Source organism: Streptococcus sp. 1343 (genome assembly GCF_013277355.1).
In the GTDB taxonomy this organism is placed as follows: Bacteria; Bacillota; Bacilli; order Lactobacillales; family Streptococcaceae; genus Streptococcus; species Streptococcus pseudopneumoniae.
In genome coordinates this window covers 13,131-31,452 of sequence record NZ_VMMT01000003.1, presented here as the reverse complement: position 1 = coordinate 31,452, position 18,322 = coordinate 13,131, and the positions used below count along the sequence as shown (strand labels likewise).

The window sequence follows — 18,322 nt, the reverse complement described above, 5'->3', positions numbered from 1 at the left end:
CAAGTAAATTACTATACTTCTTTAAAATTATTTTGAAAATCTACAAAAAGTTCACTTAGTTGTTCAATTGTAAATTAATATTTTTTCAAAAAAATTGCGAAAATGCATTTCTTTTTCTACTACAATACCAAAAAGTTCGTATTTTTTCTATGATTATTATTATTTTATAGCAAAAAAATAAAACCAGGAAAACAATTTCCTGATTTTACACGTTTGATGAAAATATATATCAAATTTTCTATACGAGTGAGTTATCAACTAAGTTCTTTCTATTCGTTCACTTCCAATGATCTGTTAGAATAGCGAGATAGATGGTCTTTATAAAACACTCAAGACAGCTAGACTAATATCATCTAACACATTGTCTTCTTTTGAGCGACTGTTGGTTACCAACATAGCTAAATTTCCTGCATTTTCAAATGGATAGGGTTCTGATTTAGCATTCACAACAACCAAGAGGTGTTCTTTCCCATGAACTTCATAGATAAGGCAGCCGCTATGTTCAATCGCAGAATGCACAAAGACATGATGGTAAATTTCATCATAGCTAGAGTAAGAAAAGGCATCAGTTTTTGTCTTCAATCGGATGACTTGACGAATAAATTCAATACTGTCTTGACGCTCATTAATCGAGTCCCAGTTCACTTGGTTCACACTGTCTGGAGCATTATAGCTATTCATAGCACGCTCTCTATCATCATGGGTCAACTCACCATTTTCACCAGTCGCAACTAGTTTGGTCCGACCAAATTCTTGACCGATTTCCATAAAGGCCATCCCTTGCATGAGTAGGTTCATAGCTGTGGCTGTCTCAACCTTGCGCATGATTTGTTCTGAACTTTGGTCTGGATGAAGAGTTGCCAATAAATCGTGAAGATTGTAATTGTCATGGGCTTCCACATAGTTAAGCACCTGATTTGGATGTGTATAGGTTCCTAATTCACGACTGCCTAGGATTGCTTTAGCAAGAATTGGCTCTGTCGCAGCACCGCTGACAAAACCTGACTTGATAGCACCATAAACTTCTCCACCTTTGACAGCATCACGCTGATTGTCATTAAAGAAACCAATATTTGGCATTTCGTAGGCGTTGTCTTTCTTAGCCTTATCATAAGGTGCAAGACCTGTTCCCATGTCCCAACCTTCTCCATAGAGGATAATGTTAGGGTCGATTTCATCTAAGCTTTGACGAATCATCTGCATAGTCTTGACATCATGAATCCCCATTAAGTCAAAACGGAAGCCGTCAATATTGTATTCCTGAACCCAGTATAGAAGAGAATCAATCATATACTTGCGGAACATTTCGTGTTCACTGGCTGTTTCATTTCCAACGCCTGTTCCATTCTGGAAGGTACCGTCTGGATTCATACGATAATAGTAATCAGGGACAGTTGTTTGGAAAGGTGCATCAACAACTGAGAAGGTATGGTTATAGACCACATCCATAATAACACCAATACCCGCATCGTGGTAAGCTTGAACCATGGTCTTCAAATCACGAATAACCTGAGCTGGGGCGTCTGGATTAGTTGAAAAACTAGTTTCTGGCGCGTTATAGTTTTGTGGGTCATAACCCCAGTTGTAGGTTACATTCCCATCCTCATCGTATTCTTTGTGACGGTCTGCAATTGGTTGCAACTGAACATAATTGTAGCCCAGCTTCTTGATGTAATCAAAAGCAGTTGCTTGGCCGTACTGGTTAACCGTTCCAGTCTGTGCAGCACCTAAGAAAGTTCCTCGAAGATGTTCATCCACACCTGAGGTCGGTGATTTGGTCAAATCACGAATGTGCATTTCACAAATAACTGCCTTACATGGATTTGCCAAGCGCCAAGTAGCCTCTGAACCGTGCTTGACCTCGAAGTTTGCAACTTGCTTTTCTTCATGGCTCAGGATAGCTGAACGTTTGCCATCAGGACTGGTCGCGATGGTATAGGGATCGCGTGTCACTGTTTGGTGGTGAGGGAATTGGACTTGATACTGATAAGCCTTACCAGTCAAATCTTCCTCAACATCCAAACTCCAGACACCGATTGTATTGTCCTTGTGATTATAAGAGTAGCTATTGCCTCTCTCCATCTCAAAGGTCTTCCAAACAGGAGCATCATTAGCAGCTGATTCATAAACGACAACCTGCACTTCTGTCGCTGTTGGAGCCCAGAGAGCAAAACGAGCCTGATTGTCCTCTACACGGCAACCCAATTCCCCTTGGTAGCCCCAGTGGTGGTCGAAACTAGCGCTATTGATAGCCTTGTCAAAAGCAAAAGGATTTTGATTTTTATAGAAAGGACTTGCAATTGCAGGATTTTCAGAATAATAAATTCTATCATCGCCTTCCAAAATCCAGACCTCTGTTAAGAGGGGATAGTGATTAAAACGGATAGCATATTCTTTACTAGTTTGGCCTGTGTGAACCACAAAATTCAAGCTTTCTAAGGGATGAGCACTTGGGTGTTCAAAGCTAAATAAGGCTCCAAAATAATCTTCTTGGTAAGTTAGTAAATCAATTCGTTGATCCTTACTCTTTACAAAAGAGCAAGTGTCGTATTCACCATTCTTGCGATGGTAATGAATGCGCATAGGGTAGTTATACATTTTTATTTTTCCTTTTTACTTTTTAATTCGTTTCTATTTCACTAATAAATTCTTGACTAATCTCGTCTCGATTGACAAAAAATTCGATGTGATGATGGCAGACTTGAAGTTCAACTGGGGTATCTCCTCCATATTCCCCATCTAGGTTCAGCATAAATCGTTCTTGGTCATCTAAAACTTCTAAACGTAGTTTGCTAGTTTTAAGGTATTCGATATTGACGTCTGAGACATGCTGACCACCATTAATGGCCTGTATCAATAAGCCCAACATATCAAATAGCTTGTCTGTCTTGACCAAAATCAGAGTAAAATTACCATCGTCTAACTTGGTATCAGGCGCTAACTGCTCAAACCCTCCAATGGAATTGGTCAAGGCAACAAAAATCAAGGACACCTCTCCTTCAAAGACCCCCTGATCGTGTGTGATTCTCACTGGACGAACCTTGGTCTTAGGAAACATTTCAATGCCTTTAGCAACATAGGCAAAATAACCAAGACGCGTCTTGACTTCACTTGGAACACTGTAAGTCAATTCGGTTAAGGTTCCAGCAGCGGCAATATTAATAAAATATTTGTCGCCAAAAGCTCGTCCAATATCCATATGAATGGTCTCATTTTTAGCAATAATCTGAGCAGCCGCAACAGGATCACCCATTGGAATTTTTAGGGCACGCGCATAATCATTAGTCGTACCTGTTGGGATGATAGCAAGCCGAGGTCTCTTATCGAGCGAGGCAACCCCATTGACTACCTCATTAATTGTTCCATCACCACCTGCAGCAATAATCAAATCAAAACCAGCTTTGGCTGCTCTCTCAGCTTCTTTTTGTGCCGAAAGAGGTTCTGGAGTCGTTTGAAAGGCACTGGTTTCATAGCCAATATTTTCCAAAACATCCAGCACTTCTGCTATATTTTTCTTGATAATTTCCTGCCCTGAGGTTGGGTTATAAATTAAACGCGCACGTTTTCTTTCTTCTGTCATTGTTACAAACTTTCTAGCCAAGTTTCATCTCGAACTTCGATGCCAAGTTCTTGTGCTTTTTGCAGTTTACTTCCAGCATCTGCTCCTGCAACGACGAGGTCGGTCTTTTTAGAAACACTGCCTGTCACTTTGGCACCTAGACTTTCGAGTTTACTTTTAGCTTCTGAGCGCTTGAGTCGTTCCAATTTTCCGGTCAATACCACTGTCAAACCTGACAAGGCTGCGTCTGCTACTACAGTCTGACCTTTATAGTCCAGATTAACCCCAGCTTCTTTCAATTCTCTGAGGAGAATTTCAGAGCCTTCTGTCGCAAAGTAAGTCTGAAGACTCTTGGAAATCACGCCACCTAAACTTTCAATACTAGCCACTTCCTCTGGATCTGCCTGAGCCAGATTTTCAATCGAGAGAAAATGTTGAAGTAAAAGCTGACTGGCCTTACTGCCGACATGGCGAATTCCCAAACCAAACAAGAGTTTCTCAGCTGAGTTTTCCTTAGATGCTTGGATGGCCTGATACAGTTTAGTAGCAGACTTTTCCTTAACCCCCTCTAAAAGGAGAAAATCTTCCTCTTTCAAACGATAAATATCCGCCACGTCCTTAACCAAATTGGCAGCAAAGAGTTTTTCAACTACTGATGGACCAAGGCCTGTAATATTCATGGCATCTCGAGAGGCAAAGTGGATCAAACCTTCCATGATTTGGGCAGGGCAACGTGGATTGATACAACGGAGAGCCACTTCATCTTCAAAATGCAACAAATCAGAGTCACAACTTGGGCAGTTTGTAGGGATATCTAGTTTCTCTTCAGAAATCCGTTTGGACTCTACCACACGTAAAACGGCAGGAATGATATCTCCAGCCTTATAAACGATAACCGTATCGTCTTTGCGGATATCTTTTTCAGCAATATAATCCACATTGTGTAGGGTAGCACGACTAACAGTTGTACCAGCAAGCTGAACAGGTGTCAGATTGGCAGTCGGAGTTACAACACCCGTACGGCCAACTGTCCAATCAACTGATAAGAGTTGAGCTTCTTTTTCTTCAGCTGGGAACTTGTAAGCCACTGCCCACTTTGGAGCCTTAACAGTAAAGCCGAGTTCTTCTTGGCTTGCTAGGTCATTGATCTTGATTACAACTCCATCAATATCATAAGGCAGATTTTCCCGTTCCTGTCCTACTTCTTGAATAAAATCCCAGATTTCATCTATGTTTTCAGCCAAGATTCGCTTAGGATTGACCACAAAACCTAGTTGTTCTAGGTGCTTCAAAACCTTTTCTTGACTATCACGAGTTGAAGGGCTGGCTTCTTGATAAAGGAAAGTGGCAAGATTACGCTTGGCAACTACTGCTGTATCCAGCTGACGCAGTGTTCCTGCCGCTGCATTACGAGGATTAGCAAATTCGGGCTCTCCATTTTCTTGGCGAGCTTGGTTAACCTGGTCAAAAGAAGCGCGTGGCATATAACATTCCCCACGAACTGTGATATCTAGTTCTTCTGGCAAGGTCAAAGGAATGTCCTTAACACGTTTGAGATTTTCTGTTATATTTTCACCAATAGAACCATCTCCACGCGTTGCCCCAGCAACTAAAATCCCCTTTTCATAAGTCAGCGAGATAGACAAGCCATCGATTTTCAGCTCACAAATATAGGTTGGGTGGGCCACTTCCTTACGAACACGCACATCAAAAGCTTCAAGCTCCTCACGTGAAAAAGCATCCTGCAAACTATAAAGAGGATACTGATGACTGTATTTTTCAAAACCATCTAAGACTTTGCCACCAACACGATGGGTCGGACTGTCTGCTAGCACTTGATCTGGATAGGCAGTTTCTAACTCAACCAACTCTCGGTAAAGGCAATCATACTCACTGTCTGAAACCGAGGGATTATCGCTGGTATAGTACTCAGCCGCATAGCGATTGAGCAAGGCGACTAACTCATTCATTCTTTTATTCATAAAACCATTTTACCATAAAACAAGCCCTCCTCACAAACGAGAAGGGCGGAAAAAACACTTAGATTGGAATTATTTTTAAAACTCAAGCAACCTTATATAAATTTTTCAAAATGAGTTCGAACATAAATAAACGATATACAAGACAAGATGATAACACCACTTCCAATTATCAGGAAAGAAGAGAGATGTACACTTGGCAGGACTGTCATAAATCCTTTTGCAATAGGCATAAATAGAATAGCTAAGGTAAAAATTGTACTTAGTACTCTCCCAAGAAATTCGCTCTCAACCTTGGTTTGTACTTGAGTAAAAAAGTGAATATTAAAAATCGTCATAAACAATTCACAAACTAAATTTCCAGAAAAGGAAAGAAAAGTTGGCAGTGGTAATCCCATCATAAAAACTCCGACACCTGTCAAAGCCAGTAAAATCAAAAGATTATAAACATTAGCTTTAATTTTACTAGCTAGAAGAGCCCCAATGATGGAACCAATAGCCCCCATAGTTAAAATACTTGCATAGGCTCCTTCTGACCCGTAAAGCTGATTCGAAAAGGGGAGGAGAAATTCAAAAGCTGCAAAAAAGAAATTAACGCTGGAAGCTACCAGCAAAAGGAAGAAAATTTCTTGCTGATGCCAGATATAGTGTAACCCATCCTTGATATCTACAAACATATCTCTCCCAGTAAAAGCCTTTTTCTCTCGAACTTTTGCTTCCTCTTTTGGAAGGAAAGCCACTAGAACAAAAGCAATGAAAAAAGTCAGCGAGTCTAGCAGTAGCGTCATATGGAGACTTGCAAACTGTAAAACAAGGAAGGAAAGAACAGGAGAGCTAACACCTACAACCTGCAAAACTAATTCTAGGCGAGAGTTATAGATCACAATCTCATCTTTCTCCACCACTTCAGTTATGATAGCTTTATTGGCTGTACGAGAAAATGCAAAAGCAATAGCCTGAACAATATTGGCAACAATCAAAGCTCCAATCATCCAGCTGTCATTTCTTATAAAAGAAATAGCCAGACAAAGAATCCCACAAACAAGGTCTGCCACCATTAAAATCTTACGACGAGAAAAACGGTCTGAAATGACTCCACCAAAGGGATTGACTAGAATAGATGTGACGAGTTCAGAAATCTGATACATTCCTAAAACTGTCTGTCCGATAGTTCCCATGGAAGCCAACCAGACACTATTGCCATAATCATAGAGCATATTCCCTATCCTGTTAACAGCTCCACGGCTAATCAACTGTACTGCATAGCGATTCATATAAAAACTCCTCTCAAATTTTGAAACTATTGTATCAAAACCGAAAGGAGCTTTTTATTTTTTCCCTTATTTGGGAAAATTAATCTTTGACAAATTTTTCGTAGTGTTCCTGATAGTAGGCTACTTGCTCTGGAAGACCTAGCACATCAAAAATATGCATGGCCTCTTGCATTTGGCTACAACCTTCTTTACACTTTCCTTTTTGATATAAGGCAAAACCTTTTAAATAATGGAAAACATTACGCTCATAAAGCTTAATACCTTTACCAATAATCTTCTCTGTATAAGTCTCGAAATAGCTTGCATTGTCAAAAGAAAGATGCTCTAAACAATACTGGTAACAATTGAGGGCCAAAATCAACACTAATCTCTTATGGCGACCAATCTCTTGGTAAAATTCCTCCCTCTCCATGACTTCTCTACCAATCCGAGTGACATAGTCCACATCGTAGAAACTATAGAGGTTCCCGAAAAGAATCAACTCATACATGGTCCATTCTTCTGTTTTGAAGAGATAATCTGCTACCTTATCCAAATCATCCTGCTTCATATCATAACTCGCATCTCTTTGACAAATCAGACCTTGTAGCAAAATCCAGTTCAGCTCAAAATAAAGGGGAGTCGTCGAACTCTTAGCCTTTTCAAGTTGTTCTTCTTGAAGCTTTTGAAAACCTGCAATATCATTTGAGTAGTAAAGTGGGATAATCTGTGCCATCATAGCAACATGTTCATGATTTTGAAAATCCCTAGCCTTGTCCATGAAATTTTCAATGGTCACATGAATATTATCCAAAATTTCAAAAAAACGTGAGACTGCTAGGTCAGATTCCCCAAGCTCAAAGCGAGATAACTGAGAGGTTGAACAGGACTCGCCTGCTGCTTCCTTTAAAGAATAATTTCCACTTGTTCGAAATTCACGAAATACTTTTCCAAGATGTTCCATCTTTACACCTGCTCTGATAATTCTTCCCACTCAAGCATAGCTTCTTCCTGACGGTGGCTGATTTTGTCCAGCTCAGCCTGCAATTCCATCAGTTTGTCGGCATCGTTTGTTTCCAACATTTGTTCAGAAATGGCTTGGCTTTGACTTTCTAGCTCTTCAATTTCAGCTTCTAGACTTTCGATTTGTCGCATGAGCTTACGAACTTCTTTTTGACTTTCTTTCTGAGCTTGATAGTCATTAACTGGGCTTGCTTCTTTTGCTTGATTGCTGGTTGAAGCTTCCTCTGTCAGACCGACTTCCATTTCAGCCTTTTTATCGACATAATAATCGTAATCTCCCAAGTAAAGAGTCGAGCCATTCTCAGACAATTCCAGTACATGAGTTGCCACACGATTGATAAAGTAACGGTCGTGGCTGACGAAGAGAAGAGTTCCATCGAAGTCAATCAAGGCATTTTCCAACACTTCCTTGCTATCAATATCCAAGTGGTTGGTTGGCTCGTCCAGAATCAAGAAGTTGTTGTTTTCCAAAGACAATTTAGCCAAAAGCAAACGTGCTTTCTCGCCACCAGACAGCATGCCAACTGATTTTTTGACATCATCTCCTGAGAAAAGGAAGGCACCTAGACGGTTACGGATTTCAACTTCTGGTGTCAACTTAAAATCATTCCAGAGTTCATCCAGTACAGTATTACTTGGTGTCAGCTTGCTTTGGGTCTGGTCATAGTAACCAACCTCAACATTAGCGCCAAAGCGCTTTTCCCCCTTGATAAAAGGAATCTGGTCCACAATAGACTTGATAAAGGTTGACTTGCCGATACCATTTGGACCAACGATAGCGACAGCATTCATCTTACGAAGATCTAGGCTAATCGGTTGTGACAGGACTTCCCCATCATAGCCAATAGCTGCATTTTCAACAGTCAATACAACATTACCAGACGTTTTTTCAGACTGGAAGGTCATATTGGCTGATTTCTTGCCAGCTTCAGGCTTGTCCAAACGCTCCATTTTTTCTAGTTGTTTACGACGGGATTGGGCGCGTTTGGTCGTTGAAGCACGGACTAGATTGCGATTGACAAAGTCTTCCAGAGCAGCGATTTCCTTTTGTTGCTTTTCATAGTTTTTTGCTTCAGTAGCTAGCTTCTGCTCCTTCAACTCAACAAAACGAGAGTAATTCCCCACATAGCGATCCAAGGAATGCTTGGTCAAATCCAGCGTAATCGTCGCAACCTTATCCAAGAAATAACGGTCGTGGCTGACGATAATGAGGGCGCCGCTATAGTTTATCAAATAATTCTCTAGCCAGGCGATGGTTTCAATATCCAAGTGGTTGGTTGGCTCGTCCAAGACCAAGAGATTTGGCTTTTCAAGAAGCATTTTGGCCAGCGCCAGACGGGTATTTTGACCACCAGAAAGCTCAGCAATTTTCATCTGCCACATAGACTCGTCAAACTTGAATCCATTCAAAATCGCTCGAATATCAGCTTCATAAGTGAAACCACCTGCTTGGTGAAAATTTTCAGATAAGCGGTCGTAATCTGACATCAGTTTATCCAAATCCTCACCAGACTTTTCACCCATCTCCAGCTCCATCTGACGCAGTTGTTTCTCAGTCCGACGCAAATCATCAAAGACATGAAGCATTTCATCGTAGATAGTGTTTTCAGATTCAAAACGGCTATCTTGGGCTAGGTAAGACAGAGAAATATCTTTTTTCTTATTGATTTCTCCGCTAGTTAGCTCCTCTTCTCCAACTAAAATCTTCAAAAGAGTAGACTTACCTGCACCATTTTTCCCAACAAGGGCAATCCGATCTCGTTCATCAACTTGCAGGTTGATAGTATCGAAAAGAACCTCTCCTGCAAAAGAACGTTCAATTTTATTAGCTTGTAAAATAATCATACAAGTAGTATAGCATGTTTCCCTAAGGCATTCAAGATAATGGTAAGTATTTTAGTGAAGGGTTTGTAACATAAAGTAAATTATGTAAAATTTATGTTAGATTCCTTCGCTATCTTGTTGGACTTTCTAACCAGCTAATCTTGCTTCAAATAGTTATCGCACAAGTCTATTATTTAGTTCTTTTCATTATATACGTACGTATAGCAAATTGAAATAAGATGAGAACAAATCGATTGGGAAAGTAAAATTAATTTCTATAAATGTTTTAGCAATTGTTTCGTACTATTTTAGATTCAGTCTACTATATATACAATATTTTCGGAACATTCAACTTTTTAACTCTATTTATTACTAGATTTCATAATTAAAAAGCCTACCGACCAAGCTAGAAAGCTTGATACAATAGGCTTTTTAAAGACTGATTATTTAACAGCGTCTTTAAGAGCTTTACCAGCTTTGAATGCTGGAACTTTAGAAGCTGCAATTGTCATTTCTTTACCAGTTTGTGGGTTGCGACCTTTACGTTCTGCACGCTCACGAACTTCAAAGTTACCAAAACCGATCAATTGAACTTTTTCACCAGCTGCAAGATAGTCAGCTACTGCTGCAAATACAGCTTCAACTGCTGCTGCTGAGTCTTTCTTAGTCAATTCTGTAGCTTCTGCTACTTTAGCGATCAAATCTTGTTTGTTTGCCATGTTAACGATTCCTCCAAATAATTTCTAATTAACAAATATAATCATATCCTAAAATCCCTTTTAGGTCAAGTTAAAAACGCTATTTCTTCCCATTTTATTTATTTTTTTAGGAATGGTAACGTACCAAAATAGCCCACGCATTCTCACCCGTGTGAGTTTGAATAATGGAACCTGTTTCTAAAACAGAAATTGGCTTTTCAACATAAGCTTGTAAGCTTTCTTTCATCTCTTTTGCCCAATCAGCACTACCAGAATATGAAATTCCAATCTCTGCTACAGAATGTTCAGAAAGCGATGTTATCAACTCATCTAACCATTTTTTAAAAGTTTTAGCACCACGACCTTTAACCATTGGCTGCAATTCATGGTCTTTCATTTGCATGACAACACGGATATTGAGAAGGGAGCTCAACAATCCAGTTACACGGCCAATTCGTCCACCTTTGACAAGATTTTCCAAAGTTGAAACGCCAATATAAAGTTCTGTGTTGTTTTTAACCTCTTCTACATGAGATAAAATTGTCTCCATGTCTTTGCCTTCTTGTGCTAATTTAGCAGCTTCGACAACTTGGAATTTCAAGGCTTGGTCAGTGAAGGAACTATCGATAACTGTCACATCGGCAGTAGATAAACTAGCACCTTGGCGCGCTGCTTCTACAGTCCCCGAAAGAGCATGGGACATATGAATAGCAAGAATCTGGCTACCATCCTTGCATAGGTTTTCAAACACTTCAGCAAAGACACCTACAGGCGGCTGGCTTGTTTTCGGAAGATTCTTAGCTTCTTGCATCAAGTGAAGAAATTTACCTTCTTCTTTCAAATCAGCATCAGAATAAACAACATTATCAATCATTACAGATAATGGAACAATTGTAATATCTAATTGCTTTACTAGTTCAGGTTCAATAGTAACAGATGAATCGGTTACAATCTTAATTTTTGTCATAGTATCAATCTTTCTATTTTAGGATTCAGATTGGTTTCCTTGCTTCTAATTATATCAAAAAAAAGATTAAAAATCCTAATGGAGTCAATCAAATTTTCTGTAAAATTTGATATAATCAACTTATAAGAAAAGAGGTGTCCTATGATTAAAAAAATTTACCCCATTTTTACCATTTTACTAGGTGCTGCTATTTATGCTTTTGGACTGACTTATTTTGTAGTTCCCCATCATCTCTTTGAAGGAGGGGCGACAGGCATTACCCTCATCACCTTTTATCTTTTTAAAATCCCTGTTTCCCTCATGAACCTGCTGATTAATATTCCCCTTTTCATCCTAGCTTGGAAGATTTTTGGAGCCAAATCCCTCTATTCTAGTTTACTAGGAACCTTAGCTTTGTCCGCCTGGTTAGCTTTTTTTGAGCATATTCCCTTTCATATTGATCTTCAAGGTGATTTACTAATCACAGCCCTTATAGCGGGAATCCTATTAGGAATTGGCCTTGGAATTATTTTTAATGCTGGAGGTACAACTGGCGGAACTGATATTCTAGCTCGTATTCTCAACAAATACACTCATATATCCATAGGAAAACTGCTCTTTATCTTAGATTTTTGTATTCTCATGTTGATTCTCCTAATCTTCAAGGATTTGAGATTGGTTTCCTACACGCTTTTGTTTGATTTTATTGTTTCTCGTGTTATTGATTTGATTGGTGAAGGAGGATATGCCGGCAAAGGCTTTATGATTATCACAAAACGTCCTGACCAACTTGCTAAGGCAATTAATGATGACCTCGGAAGAGGTGTTACTTTTATTTCTGGTCAAGGCTACTATAGTAAAGAAAATTTGAAAATCATCTACTGTATTGTCGGTAGAAATGAGATTGTGAAAATGAAAGAAATGATTCATCGAATCGATCCTCAAGCCTTTATAACCATTACAGAAGCCCATGAAATCCTAGGAGAAGGATTCACCTTTGAAAAAGAATAAAAAGAGGTAGTGTAGTGATCTCAAAAGTTAGACTAAATCATCTATCTTTTGGGTTACAGACAACCTCTTTTTTGTTTTATTTACTCAAGCTCTTAAGACCAATTCCGAGTTACTTCTTCATCAGCCTTTAACTGATCCACTAATTGGTCAACTGAGTCAAATTTGGTCATATCTCGAATGCGATCAAGCCAATAAACCATGACGGTTTCCCCATAAATATCTTGATTAAAATCAAAAATATTGACTTCAAAACGTGCTTCTTCTCCATCAAAGGTCACATTTTTCCCGACACTAGCCATAGCACGATACTTCTGTCTTTGAATCTCAACATCAACGACATAAACGCCATCTGCTGGCATATAAGTACGGTCTAAAAGCACTAAATTCGCTGTCGGATAACCAATTGTACGACCACGAGCATTACCATGAACCACCATACCTCTTGATGGAAGCGGTGCCCCCAAAAGTTCTCCTGCTTCTTTCACATTTCCATCTAAAATAGCTTGACGGATACGAGTTGAACTAATCTTTCCTTTCTCATCTTCTATAGGTGGAACAATGATAACTTCTCCATCAAAGTAATCCTTTAAATCTTCTGCTGTTTTTTTGTCAGAACCAAATGTATAATCAAAACCTGCAACAATAATTTTGGCATTCATAGCCTTGATATAAGTTGCAAAAAATTCTTCTGCCGTGAGACTAGCGAATTGACTACTAAAATCAAGGAGATATAATTCTTCTACACCTTCGCGCTTTAATTTTCTTTCACGTTCAGCAGGGTTCAAAATATGCAAAAACAAATCTGGATGATAAGGCTCTAAAGCGATCTTTGGAGATTCATTAAAGGTCATAACGACGATAGGCAATAAATCCTTTCTCGCAGCTTTGTTGGCAACACGAAATAATTCTTGATGCCCCTTATGTATGCCATCAAAATAGCCGAGAACAACGACTGAATCAGATGGTGTGCCAATATCTTTTTGGTTTTTTATAGGAATAGTAATAATCATAAAATAATTATATCATAGCGATAGCTATTTCTGGAACAGAAAATCTGAAATGTCGTTTTTTTCACCTGAAGTGTAGCTGTTTTCAAAAAGCACTTCACTCTATCGTTGCTTAACTATGAACTTTGCAATATTCTTCTCAAAAACTTGTAGGACATCTTCAAAAGTTTGAAAGGAGTGATTAGACTTGTTCGGTAACCATAAAGTGTCATACTATGCTTATGTATGAAAAAGCAATGCAACTAACTCCTGAGAACTTTAAATTACTAATTGGTGTCGAAAAGGTAGAATTTAGAATCGAGGTACACCTATGGCTGTAAAATTTACAAAATGAGACAACTTGGGCAAGATGTTTGAAGAATTTCCTAAACTCCCTGATTTGAAGCAAGTCACTTTCCCTGATGACAAAGAAAAAGCCAAAGCAGCAAAGAAAAACTAGATGACTGCTTTCCAACAACTCCCATCTAATGTGCTTCAGACTGGGTTATTTTTCTCTCCATCTGTTATCTTGGATTCTCAGACAGTTTCAGCTAAAGAATATCTTTTCCCTTATCAGAAGGAACGGCTCAAGCCATTCAGACAAGTTAAGGGACGACAAGCCAATATTTGAAACCAGATACCAGTTCTTATAGTCAATTGAAATAAAATCTGAAGAAATCGAGTAGGAAACTCAAATCAATTTTTAGCAGTGTTCTATTCCAGATTCAATCCACTATACATATTAAAAAGTATGGGTATCAAAACAAAAAAATAGGCTCTCCGAAAACTCGGAAAGCCTTATTTAATGCTACTTCTAGCTTCCTCGCCTTTACAGTTCAAGGCTCGGGATAAAAAGGTTCACTGAACCTTTTTATTTAGCGATTGGGTAAACAGAAACTTGTTTTTTATCGCGTCCTTTACGTTCAAAGCGTACTACGCCTTCAACTTTAGCGAACAAAGTATCGTCTCCGCCACGACCAACGTTTACACCTGGATAGATGTGTGTACCACGTTGACGGTAAAGGATTGATCCACCTGTTACAGTTTGTCCGTCAGCTGCTTTAGCTCCAAGACGTTTTGCTTGTGAATCACGTCCGTTTGATGTAGAACCTCCACCTTTTTTGTGGGCGAAAAGTTGCAAGTTGTTAAGAGTCATTTTTAACATAATGTTTTCCTCCGTGTTAGTTTTCTGTGATAACTCTGGTTTGGACGAACTCAGACGAGTTCTCCGATAAGTTTGCCATACCTAAGAAAAATGATTCAAAGAATAACTGGGTCATTTCTCTCTGGTGTGAAGGAAGAGCTTTTGGAATTTCAACCATCAGATAACCACCTTCATCTTCGTTTAATTCTAGGATTGGTTCATAGCCTGCAAATTTCTCAATAGAATTGATAAAGTTAATGGCAAGCGTAGAAACCGATGCACACACGACATCTAAGCCGCATTCGCCACTCTCGGCGTGTCCAGTAATTTCCGCATTCCTCAGCTCGCCATCTTCGGCTCTCTCAAAGACTGCTTGTATCATGTGTTCTCCTTAAAATTAAGCGTTGATTGCGTTGATGACAACTTTAGTATATGGTTGACGGTGACCTTGTTTACGGTGGCTACCTTTTTTAGGTTTGTACTTGTAAGTAACCACTTTCTTTTGTTTTCCTTGTTTTTCAACAGTTCCAACCACAGTAGCTCCAGCAACAAGTGGAGTTCCGACAACAGTGTTTTCACCACCAACAAGAACAACTTCGTTAAAAGTAACTTCTTGACCAGCTTCAACGTTCAATTTTTCAACGTAAACTGCTTGACCAACTTCAACTTTAACTTGTTTTCCGCCAGTTTTGATAATTGCGTATGTGCTCATTATGCACCTCCTATGATTTTTATGGGTTTCCCCGACTTTTTGTGAAGACTCGCCTAGCATCGTGGGACGAACCACTTAAAAGAAGAGCTCTATGTAGAACAAAGTTTAAATTTGTTCTACGACGAGCAACGATGTTCGTGCGGTTGCACAGGATTGTGCATAGTCAACTCTCTAAGTATAGCATATCTCCTATTTTCTTACAAGTAATAACACCTAAAATCAAGCTTTTTCTTTTACTTTTTTCCGCCACGAGGCAAAAAGCATGCTGATATAAAAAATGCTCATCATAATAGGAACACCAAGAATGGTCTTTTCATGATAGAAAATCGTCAAATAGGCTGAAAAGACAACGCCAAGGATAAAACTACTAAGCAGGCTAACAAATATGAACCCTTCACGCAAAAAAGGAGTGTGCTTAGTTCGGAAATAATTTCCAAAAGCTAGCATTGTTCGTTTGATATTCCCTGTCATAAAGGCATTATTATAAGCAATACCCGAAACCTCACCAAAGGCAGTTGTCACCAGTCCCATACAGAAGGCCAAGGGCGGCACTAGATAGATATTATCTACAGTTTGTGGCACAAAACCAATAATTATTGATAAGATTACCAAAGGAATCAGTGACAGAATTGGCTTTTTCACAATTCTCAATTTTTCCCTATAAATGGTTAGTAAAAAAACTCCCAGCATAAACGCTATTAAGGTTAAAAGCTTATCCCTAACATCCGAAACATTATTCTGTATTAGCTCTACCGAAAGAAAGACAACATTTCCAGTTTGTCCAGCTACAAGGGTATTCCCGCGAACAATAAAAGTGTAAGCATCCACATATCCAGCACAAAACGTCAAAAAAAGTGCTAACCTTTTAGACTGACGTGATATTTTTCTTATAGGTAATAACCTCATTTTCCCTCCCATTGTATTTTCTCTTAGAATATTGTACCATTTTCTTTCTAAAAAATCGTAGGCTACCATTTAGATTTTACTATTAGCATAATAATAGACAACTATTTATCCAAAAATAGATAGAGATAACATGTTTGTAAACAAAGCATACGAACCTTTAGTAAAATCATTTCCATGAAACTAGAATAGAGCCCCTCTTAGCAAAAATCATTATTTTAATTTATTTCTAATCACTCCTTGACATAAATAACTCTCACCAATAAAAGACTATGTCTTAAAAAAATGGTATAATAAAATCAATACTTGGGCTTGATGGCTATGCTACTAATAACAATTAGGAGAGAAAATCAGGCACTTGTTAACAACAAGGATTATCCCCTTGAGATGAAAGGAACTTTAGAAATCTTATGATGAACATGCAAAACATGATGCGTCAAGCACAAAAACTTCAAAAACAAATGGAACAAAGCCAGGCCGAACTTGCTGCCATGCAATTTGTTGGCAAATCTGCTCAAGACCTTGTCCAAGCGACCTTAACTGGAGATAAGAAAGTTGTCAGCATTGATTTCAATCCAGCTATCGTTGACCCAGAGGACCTTGAAACTCTTTCTGATATGACCGTTCAAGCCATCAACTCTGCTCTTGAACAAATCGATGAAACTACCAAGAAAAAACTGGGTGCTTTCGCTGGGAAATTGCCATTCTAAAAACAAGGACCTAGAGCAATACTTGTCGATAACAAAGGCTAAGAAAGGTGCAAAAATTATAAAAAACGCATAATAGCAAATGAACTGCACCCCAAAAGTTAGACAGAATAAATCTAACTTTTGGGGTGTTTTATTATGAAATTGAGTTATGAAGATAAAGTTCAGATCTATGAACTAAGAAAGCAAGGACAAAGCTTCAAACAGCTTTCAAAAAGATTTGGTGTGGATGTTTCTGGTCTAAAGTACATGGTGAAATTAATTGACCGTTATGGCATAGAAATCGTTAAAAAGGGGAAGAATCGTCACTATTCTTCTAAATTGAAACAAGAAATGATGGATAAAGTCTTACTGGAAGGTTGTTCACAAAGAAGTGTTAGTCTTGATTATGCCCTCCCAAACCAAGGAATGCTTTCATTTTGGCTAGCACAATACAGGAAAAACGGGTATACTATTGTTGAGAAAACAAGAGGGAGAGTACCTAAAATGGGACGTAAGCCAAAAACGAGACCTGAAGAGAGGACAGAATTAGAACGTCTTCAAGCAGAAAATGAGTACCTGAGAGCGGAGAATGCCATCCTAAAAAAGTTGAGAGAACTCCGCTTGAAGGAGGAAAAAGAGAAAGAAGAGAAAGAAGAAAGACAGAAATTGTTCAAGAATTAATGACTGAGTTTTCGTTAGATCTTCTTTTAAAAGCCATTAAACTAGCTCGTTCGACCTACTACTATCACTTGAAACAGCTAGATAAACCAGATAAGGATCAAGAGCTTAAAGCTGAAATTCAATCCATCTTTATCGAACACAAGGGAAATTATGCTTATCGTCGGATTTATTTAGAACTAAGAAATCGTGGTTATCTAGTAAATCATAAAAGAGTTCAAGGCTTGATGAAAGTACTCAATTTACAAGCTAAAATGCGACAGAAACGAAAATATTCTTCTCATAAAGGAGACGTTGGTAAGAAAGCAGAGAATCTCATTCAACGTCAATTTGAAGGCTCTAAAACAATGGAAAAGTGCTACACAGATGTGACAGAATTTGCCATTCCAGCAAGTACTCAAAAGCTTTACTTATCACCAGTTTTAGATGGCTTTAATAGTGAAATTATCGCCTATAATCTTTCAACTTCACCCAACTTAGAACAAGTAAAAACAATGTTGGAACAGGCATTCACAGAGAAGCACTATGAGAATACGATTCTCCATAGTGACCAAGGCTGGCAATACCAACACGATTCTTATCATCGGTTCCTAGAGAGTAAGGGAACTCAAGCATCCATGTTACGCAAGGGAAACAGCCAAGACAACGGTATGATGGAATCTTTCTTTGGCATTTTAAAATCGGAAATGTTTTATGGCTATGAGAAAACATTTAAATCACTTAATCAATTGGAACAAGCCATTATAGACTATATTGATTATTACAACAACAAGAGAATTAAGGTAAAACTAAAAGGACTTAGTCCTGTGCAGTACAGAACTAAATCCTTTGGATAAATTAATTGTCTAACTTTTGGGGGTCAGTATAAAATGCACTCAATATTATGCGTTTTCTCATGAAAAATTCTCTTTTCATAC

General features: G+C 38.6%; 17 protein-coding genes and 1 other annotated feature. Of the genes, 4 read left to right on the top strand and 13 right to left on the bottom strand.

Features of this window, described 5'->3' with window-relative positions; genetic code table 11:
• Positions 1 to 318 precede the first annotated feature (318 nt).
• From pulA to HT709_RS00515, 8 genes are all read right to left on the bottom strand, one after another.
• Positions 319 to 2,598: a type I pullulanase gene (gene pulA, locus HT709_RS00550; protein WP_172925409.1), complete on the bottom strand. Its 2,280-nt coding sequence runs from the start codon at positions 2,596 to 2,598 to the stop codon at positions 319 to 321.
• Between the two features lie 22 nt (positions 2,599 to 2,620).
• Positions 2,621 to 3,580, bottom strand: a complete 960-nt coding sequence (locus HT709_RS00545; protein WP_138703536.1) for a diacylglycerol kinase family lipid kinase — start codon at positions 3,578 to 3,580, stop codon at positions 2,621 to 2,623.
• 2 nt (positions 3,581 to 3,582) lie between these two features.
• On the bottom strand, positions 3,583 to 5,541 hold the full coding sequence (ligA, locus tag HT709_RS00540) for an NAD-dependent DNA ligase LigA (RefSeq protein WP_172925408.1): 1,959 nt from the start codon (positions 5,539 to 5,541) through the stop codon (positions 3,583 to 3,585).
• A gap of 92 nt (positions 5,542 to 5,633) precedes the next feature.
• Positions 5,634 to 6,812: an MFS transporter gene (locus HT709_RS00535; RefSeq protein ID WP_172925407.1), complete on the bottom strand. Its 1,179-nt coding sequence runs from the start codon at positions 6,810 to 6,812 to the stop codon at positions 5,634 to 5,636.
• A 79-nt stretch (positions 6,813 to 6,891) separates the two neighbouring features.
• Entirely contained in the window at positions 6,892 to 7,755 is an 864-nt protein-coding gene (locus tag HT709_RS00530) for an XRE/MutR family transcriptional regulator (protein WP_138704241.1), read from the bottom strand.
• A 2-nt stretch (positions 7,756 to 7,757) separates the two neighbouring features.
• Complete coding sequence (locus HT709_RS00525) at positions 7,758 to 9,659, bottom strand: ABC-F family ATP-binding cassette domain-containing protein (RefSeq protein ID WP_172925406.1); 1,902 nt, start codon at positions 9,657 to 9,659, stop codon at positions 7,758 to 7,760.
• A gap of 422 nt (positions 9,660 to 10,081) precedes the next feature.
• The gene (locus HT709_RS00520; protein ID WP_001284639.1) at positions 10,082 to 10,357 is read right to left on the bottom strand and encodes an HU family DNA-binding protein; all 276 of its coding nucleotides are present in this window, start codon (positions 10,355 to 10,357) and stop codon (positions 10,082 to 10,084) included.
• 106 nt (positions 10,358 to 10,463) lie between these two features.
• Positions 10,464 to 11,303 carry a DegV family protein gene (locus tag HT709_RS00515; RefSeq protein ID WP_023933529.1) on the bottom strand — a complete coding sequence of 280 codons (840 nt, stop codon included), beginning with the start codon at positions 11,301 to 11,303 and terminating at the stop codon, positions 10,464 to 10,466.
• A 141-nt stretch (positions 11,304 to 11,444) separates the two neighbouring features.
• Between HT709_RS00515 and HT709_RS00510 the strand changes: the two genes are divergently transcribed.
• Entirely contained in the window at positions 11,445 to 12,293 is an 849-nt protein-coding gene (locus tag HT709_RS00510; protein WP_100103962.1) for a YitT family protein, read from the top strand.
• Positions 12,294 to 12,385: 92 nt separating this feature from the next.
• Here the strand turns inward: HT709_RS00510 and HT709_RS00505 are convergent, their stop codons facing one another.
• Positions 12,386 to 13,303, bottom strand: a complete 918-nt coding sequence (locus HT709_RS00505; RefSeq protein WP_100103963.1) for a bifunctional riboflavin kinase/FAD synthetase — start codon at positions 13,301 to 13,303, stop codon at positions 12,386 to 12,388.
• Between the two features lie 436 nt (positions 13,304 to 13,739).
• Here HT709_RS00505 and HT709_RS00500 point away from each other — a divergent pair, with 436 nt between their 5' ends.
• Positions 13,740 to 13,910, top strand: coding sequence for a hypothetical protein (locus tag HT709_RS00500; RefSeq protein ID WP_171043512.1), 171 nt, complete (start codon positions 13,740 to 13,742; stop codon positions 13,908 to 13,910).
• A 240-nt stretch (positions 13,911 to 14,150) separates the two neighbouring features.
• Here the strand turns inward: HT709_RS00500 and rpmA are convergent, their stop codons facing one another.
• The 4 genes from rpmA to HT709_RS00480 all read right to left on the bottom strand — a co-directional run bounded on the left by rpmA (position 14,151) and on the right by HT709_RS00480 (position 16,053).
• Positions 14,151 to 14,444, bottom strand: coding sequence for a 50S ribosomal protein L27 (rpmA, locus tag HT709_RS00495; RefSeq protein WP_000916509.1), 294 nt, complete (start codon positions 14,442 to 14,444; stop codon positions 14,151 to 14,153).
• Positions 14,445 to 14,460: 16 nt separating this feature from the next.
• A complete protein-coding gene (locus tag HT709_RS00490) occupies positions 14,461 to 14,805 on the bottom strand; it encodes a ribosomal-processing cysteine protease Prp (protein ID WP_023933525.1) in 345 nt (114 codons plus the stop codon).
• A 15-nt stretch (positions 14,806 to 14,820) separates the two neighbouring features.
• Positions 14,821 to 15,135, bottom strand: coding sequence for a 50S ribosomal protein L21 (gene rplU, locus HT709_RS00485; protein WP_000109141.1), 315 nt, complete (start codon positions 15,133 to 15,135; stop codon positions 14,821 to 14,823).
• A gap of 35 nt (positions 15,136 to 15,170) precedes the next feature.
• Positions 15,171 to 15,290: a sequence feature (ribosomal protein L21 leader region), on the bottom strand.
• Positions 15,291 to 15,354: 64 nt separating this feature from the next.
• Entirely contained in the window at positions 15,355 to 16,053 is a 699-nt protein-coding gene (locus HT709_RS00480) for a YoaK family protein (RefSeq protein WP_023933523.1), read from the bottom strand.
• Between the two features lie 395 nt (positions 16,054 to 16,448).
• Here HT709_RS00480 and HT709_RS00475 point away from each other — a divergent pair, with 395 nt between their 5' ends.
• Together HT709_RS00475 and HT709_RS00470 are read left to right on the top strand one after the other, a co-directional pair.
• Positions 16,449 to 16,748: a YbaB/EbfC family nucleoid-associated protein gene (locus HT709_RS00475; protein WP_000981524.1), complete on the top strand. Its 300-nt coding sequence runs from the start codon at positions 16,449 to 16,451 to the stop codon at positions 16,746 to 16,748.
• A gap of 135 nt (positions 16,749 to 16,883) precedes the next feature.
• A protein-coding gene (locus HT709_RS00470) for an IS3 family transposase (RefSeq protein ID WP_172925405.1) occupies positions 16,884 to 18,241 on the top strand; the annotation gives its coding sequence in 2 pieces (ribosomal slippage) (positions 16,884 to 17,325 and positions 17,325 to 18,241; 1,359 coding nt in all).
• The last annotated feature ends 81 nt before the right edge of the window (positions 18,242 to 18,322 follow it).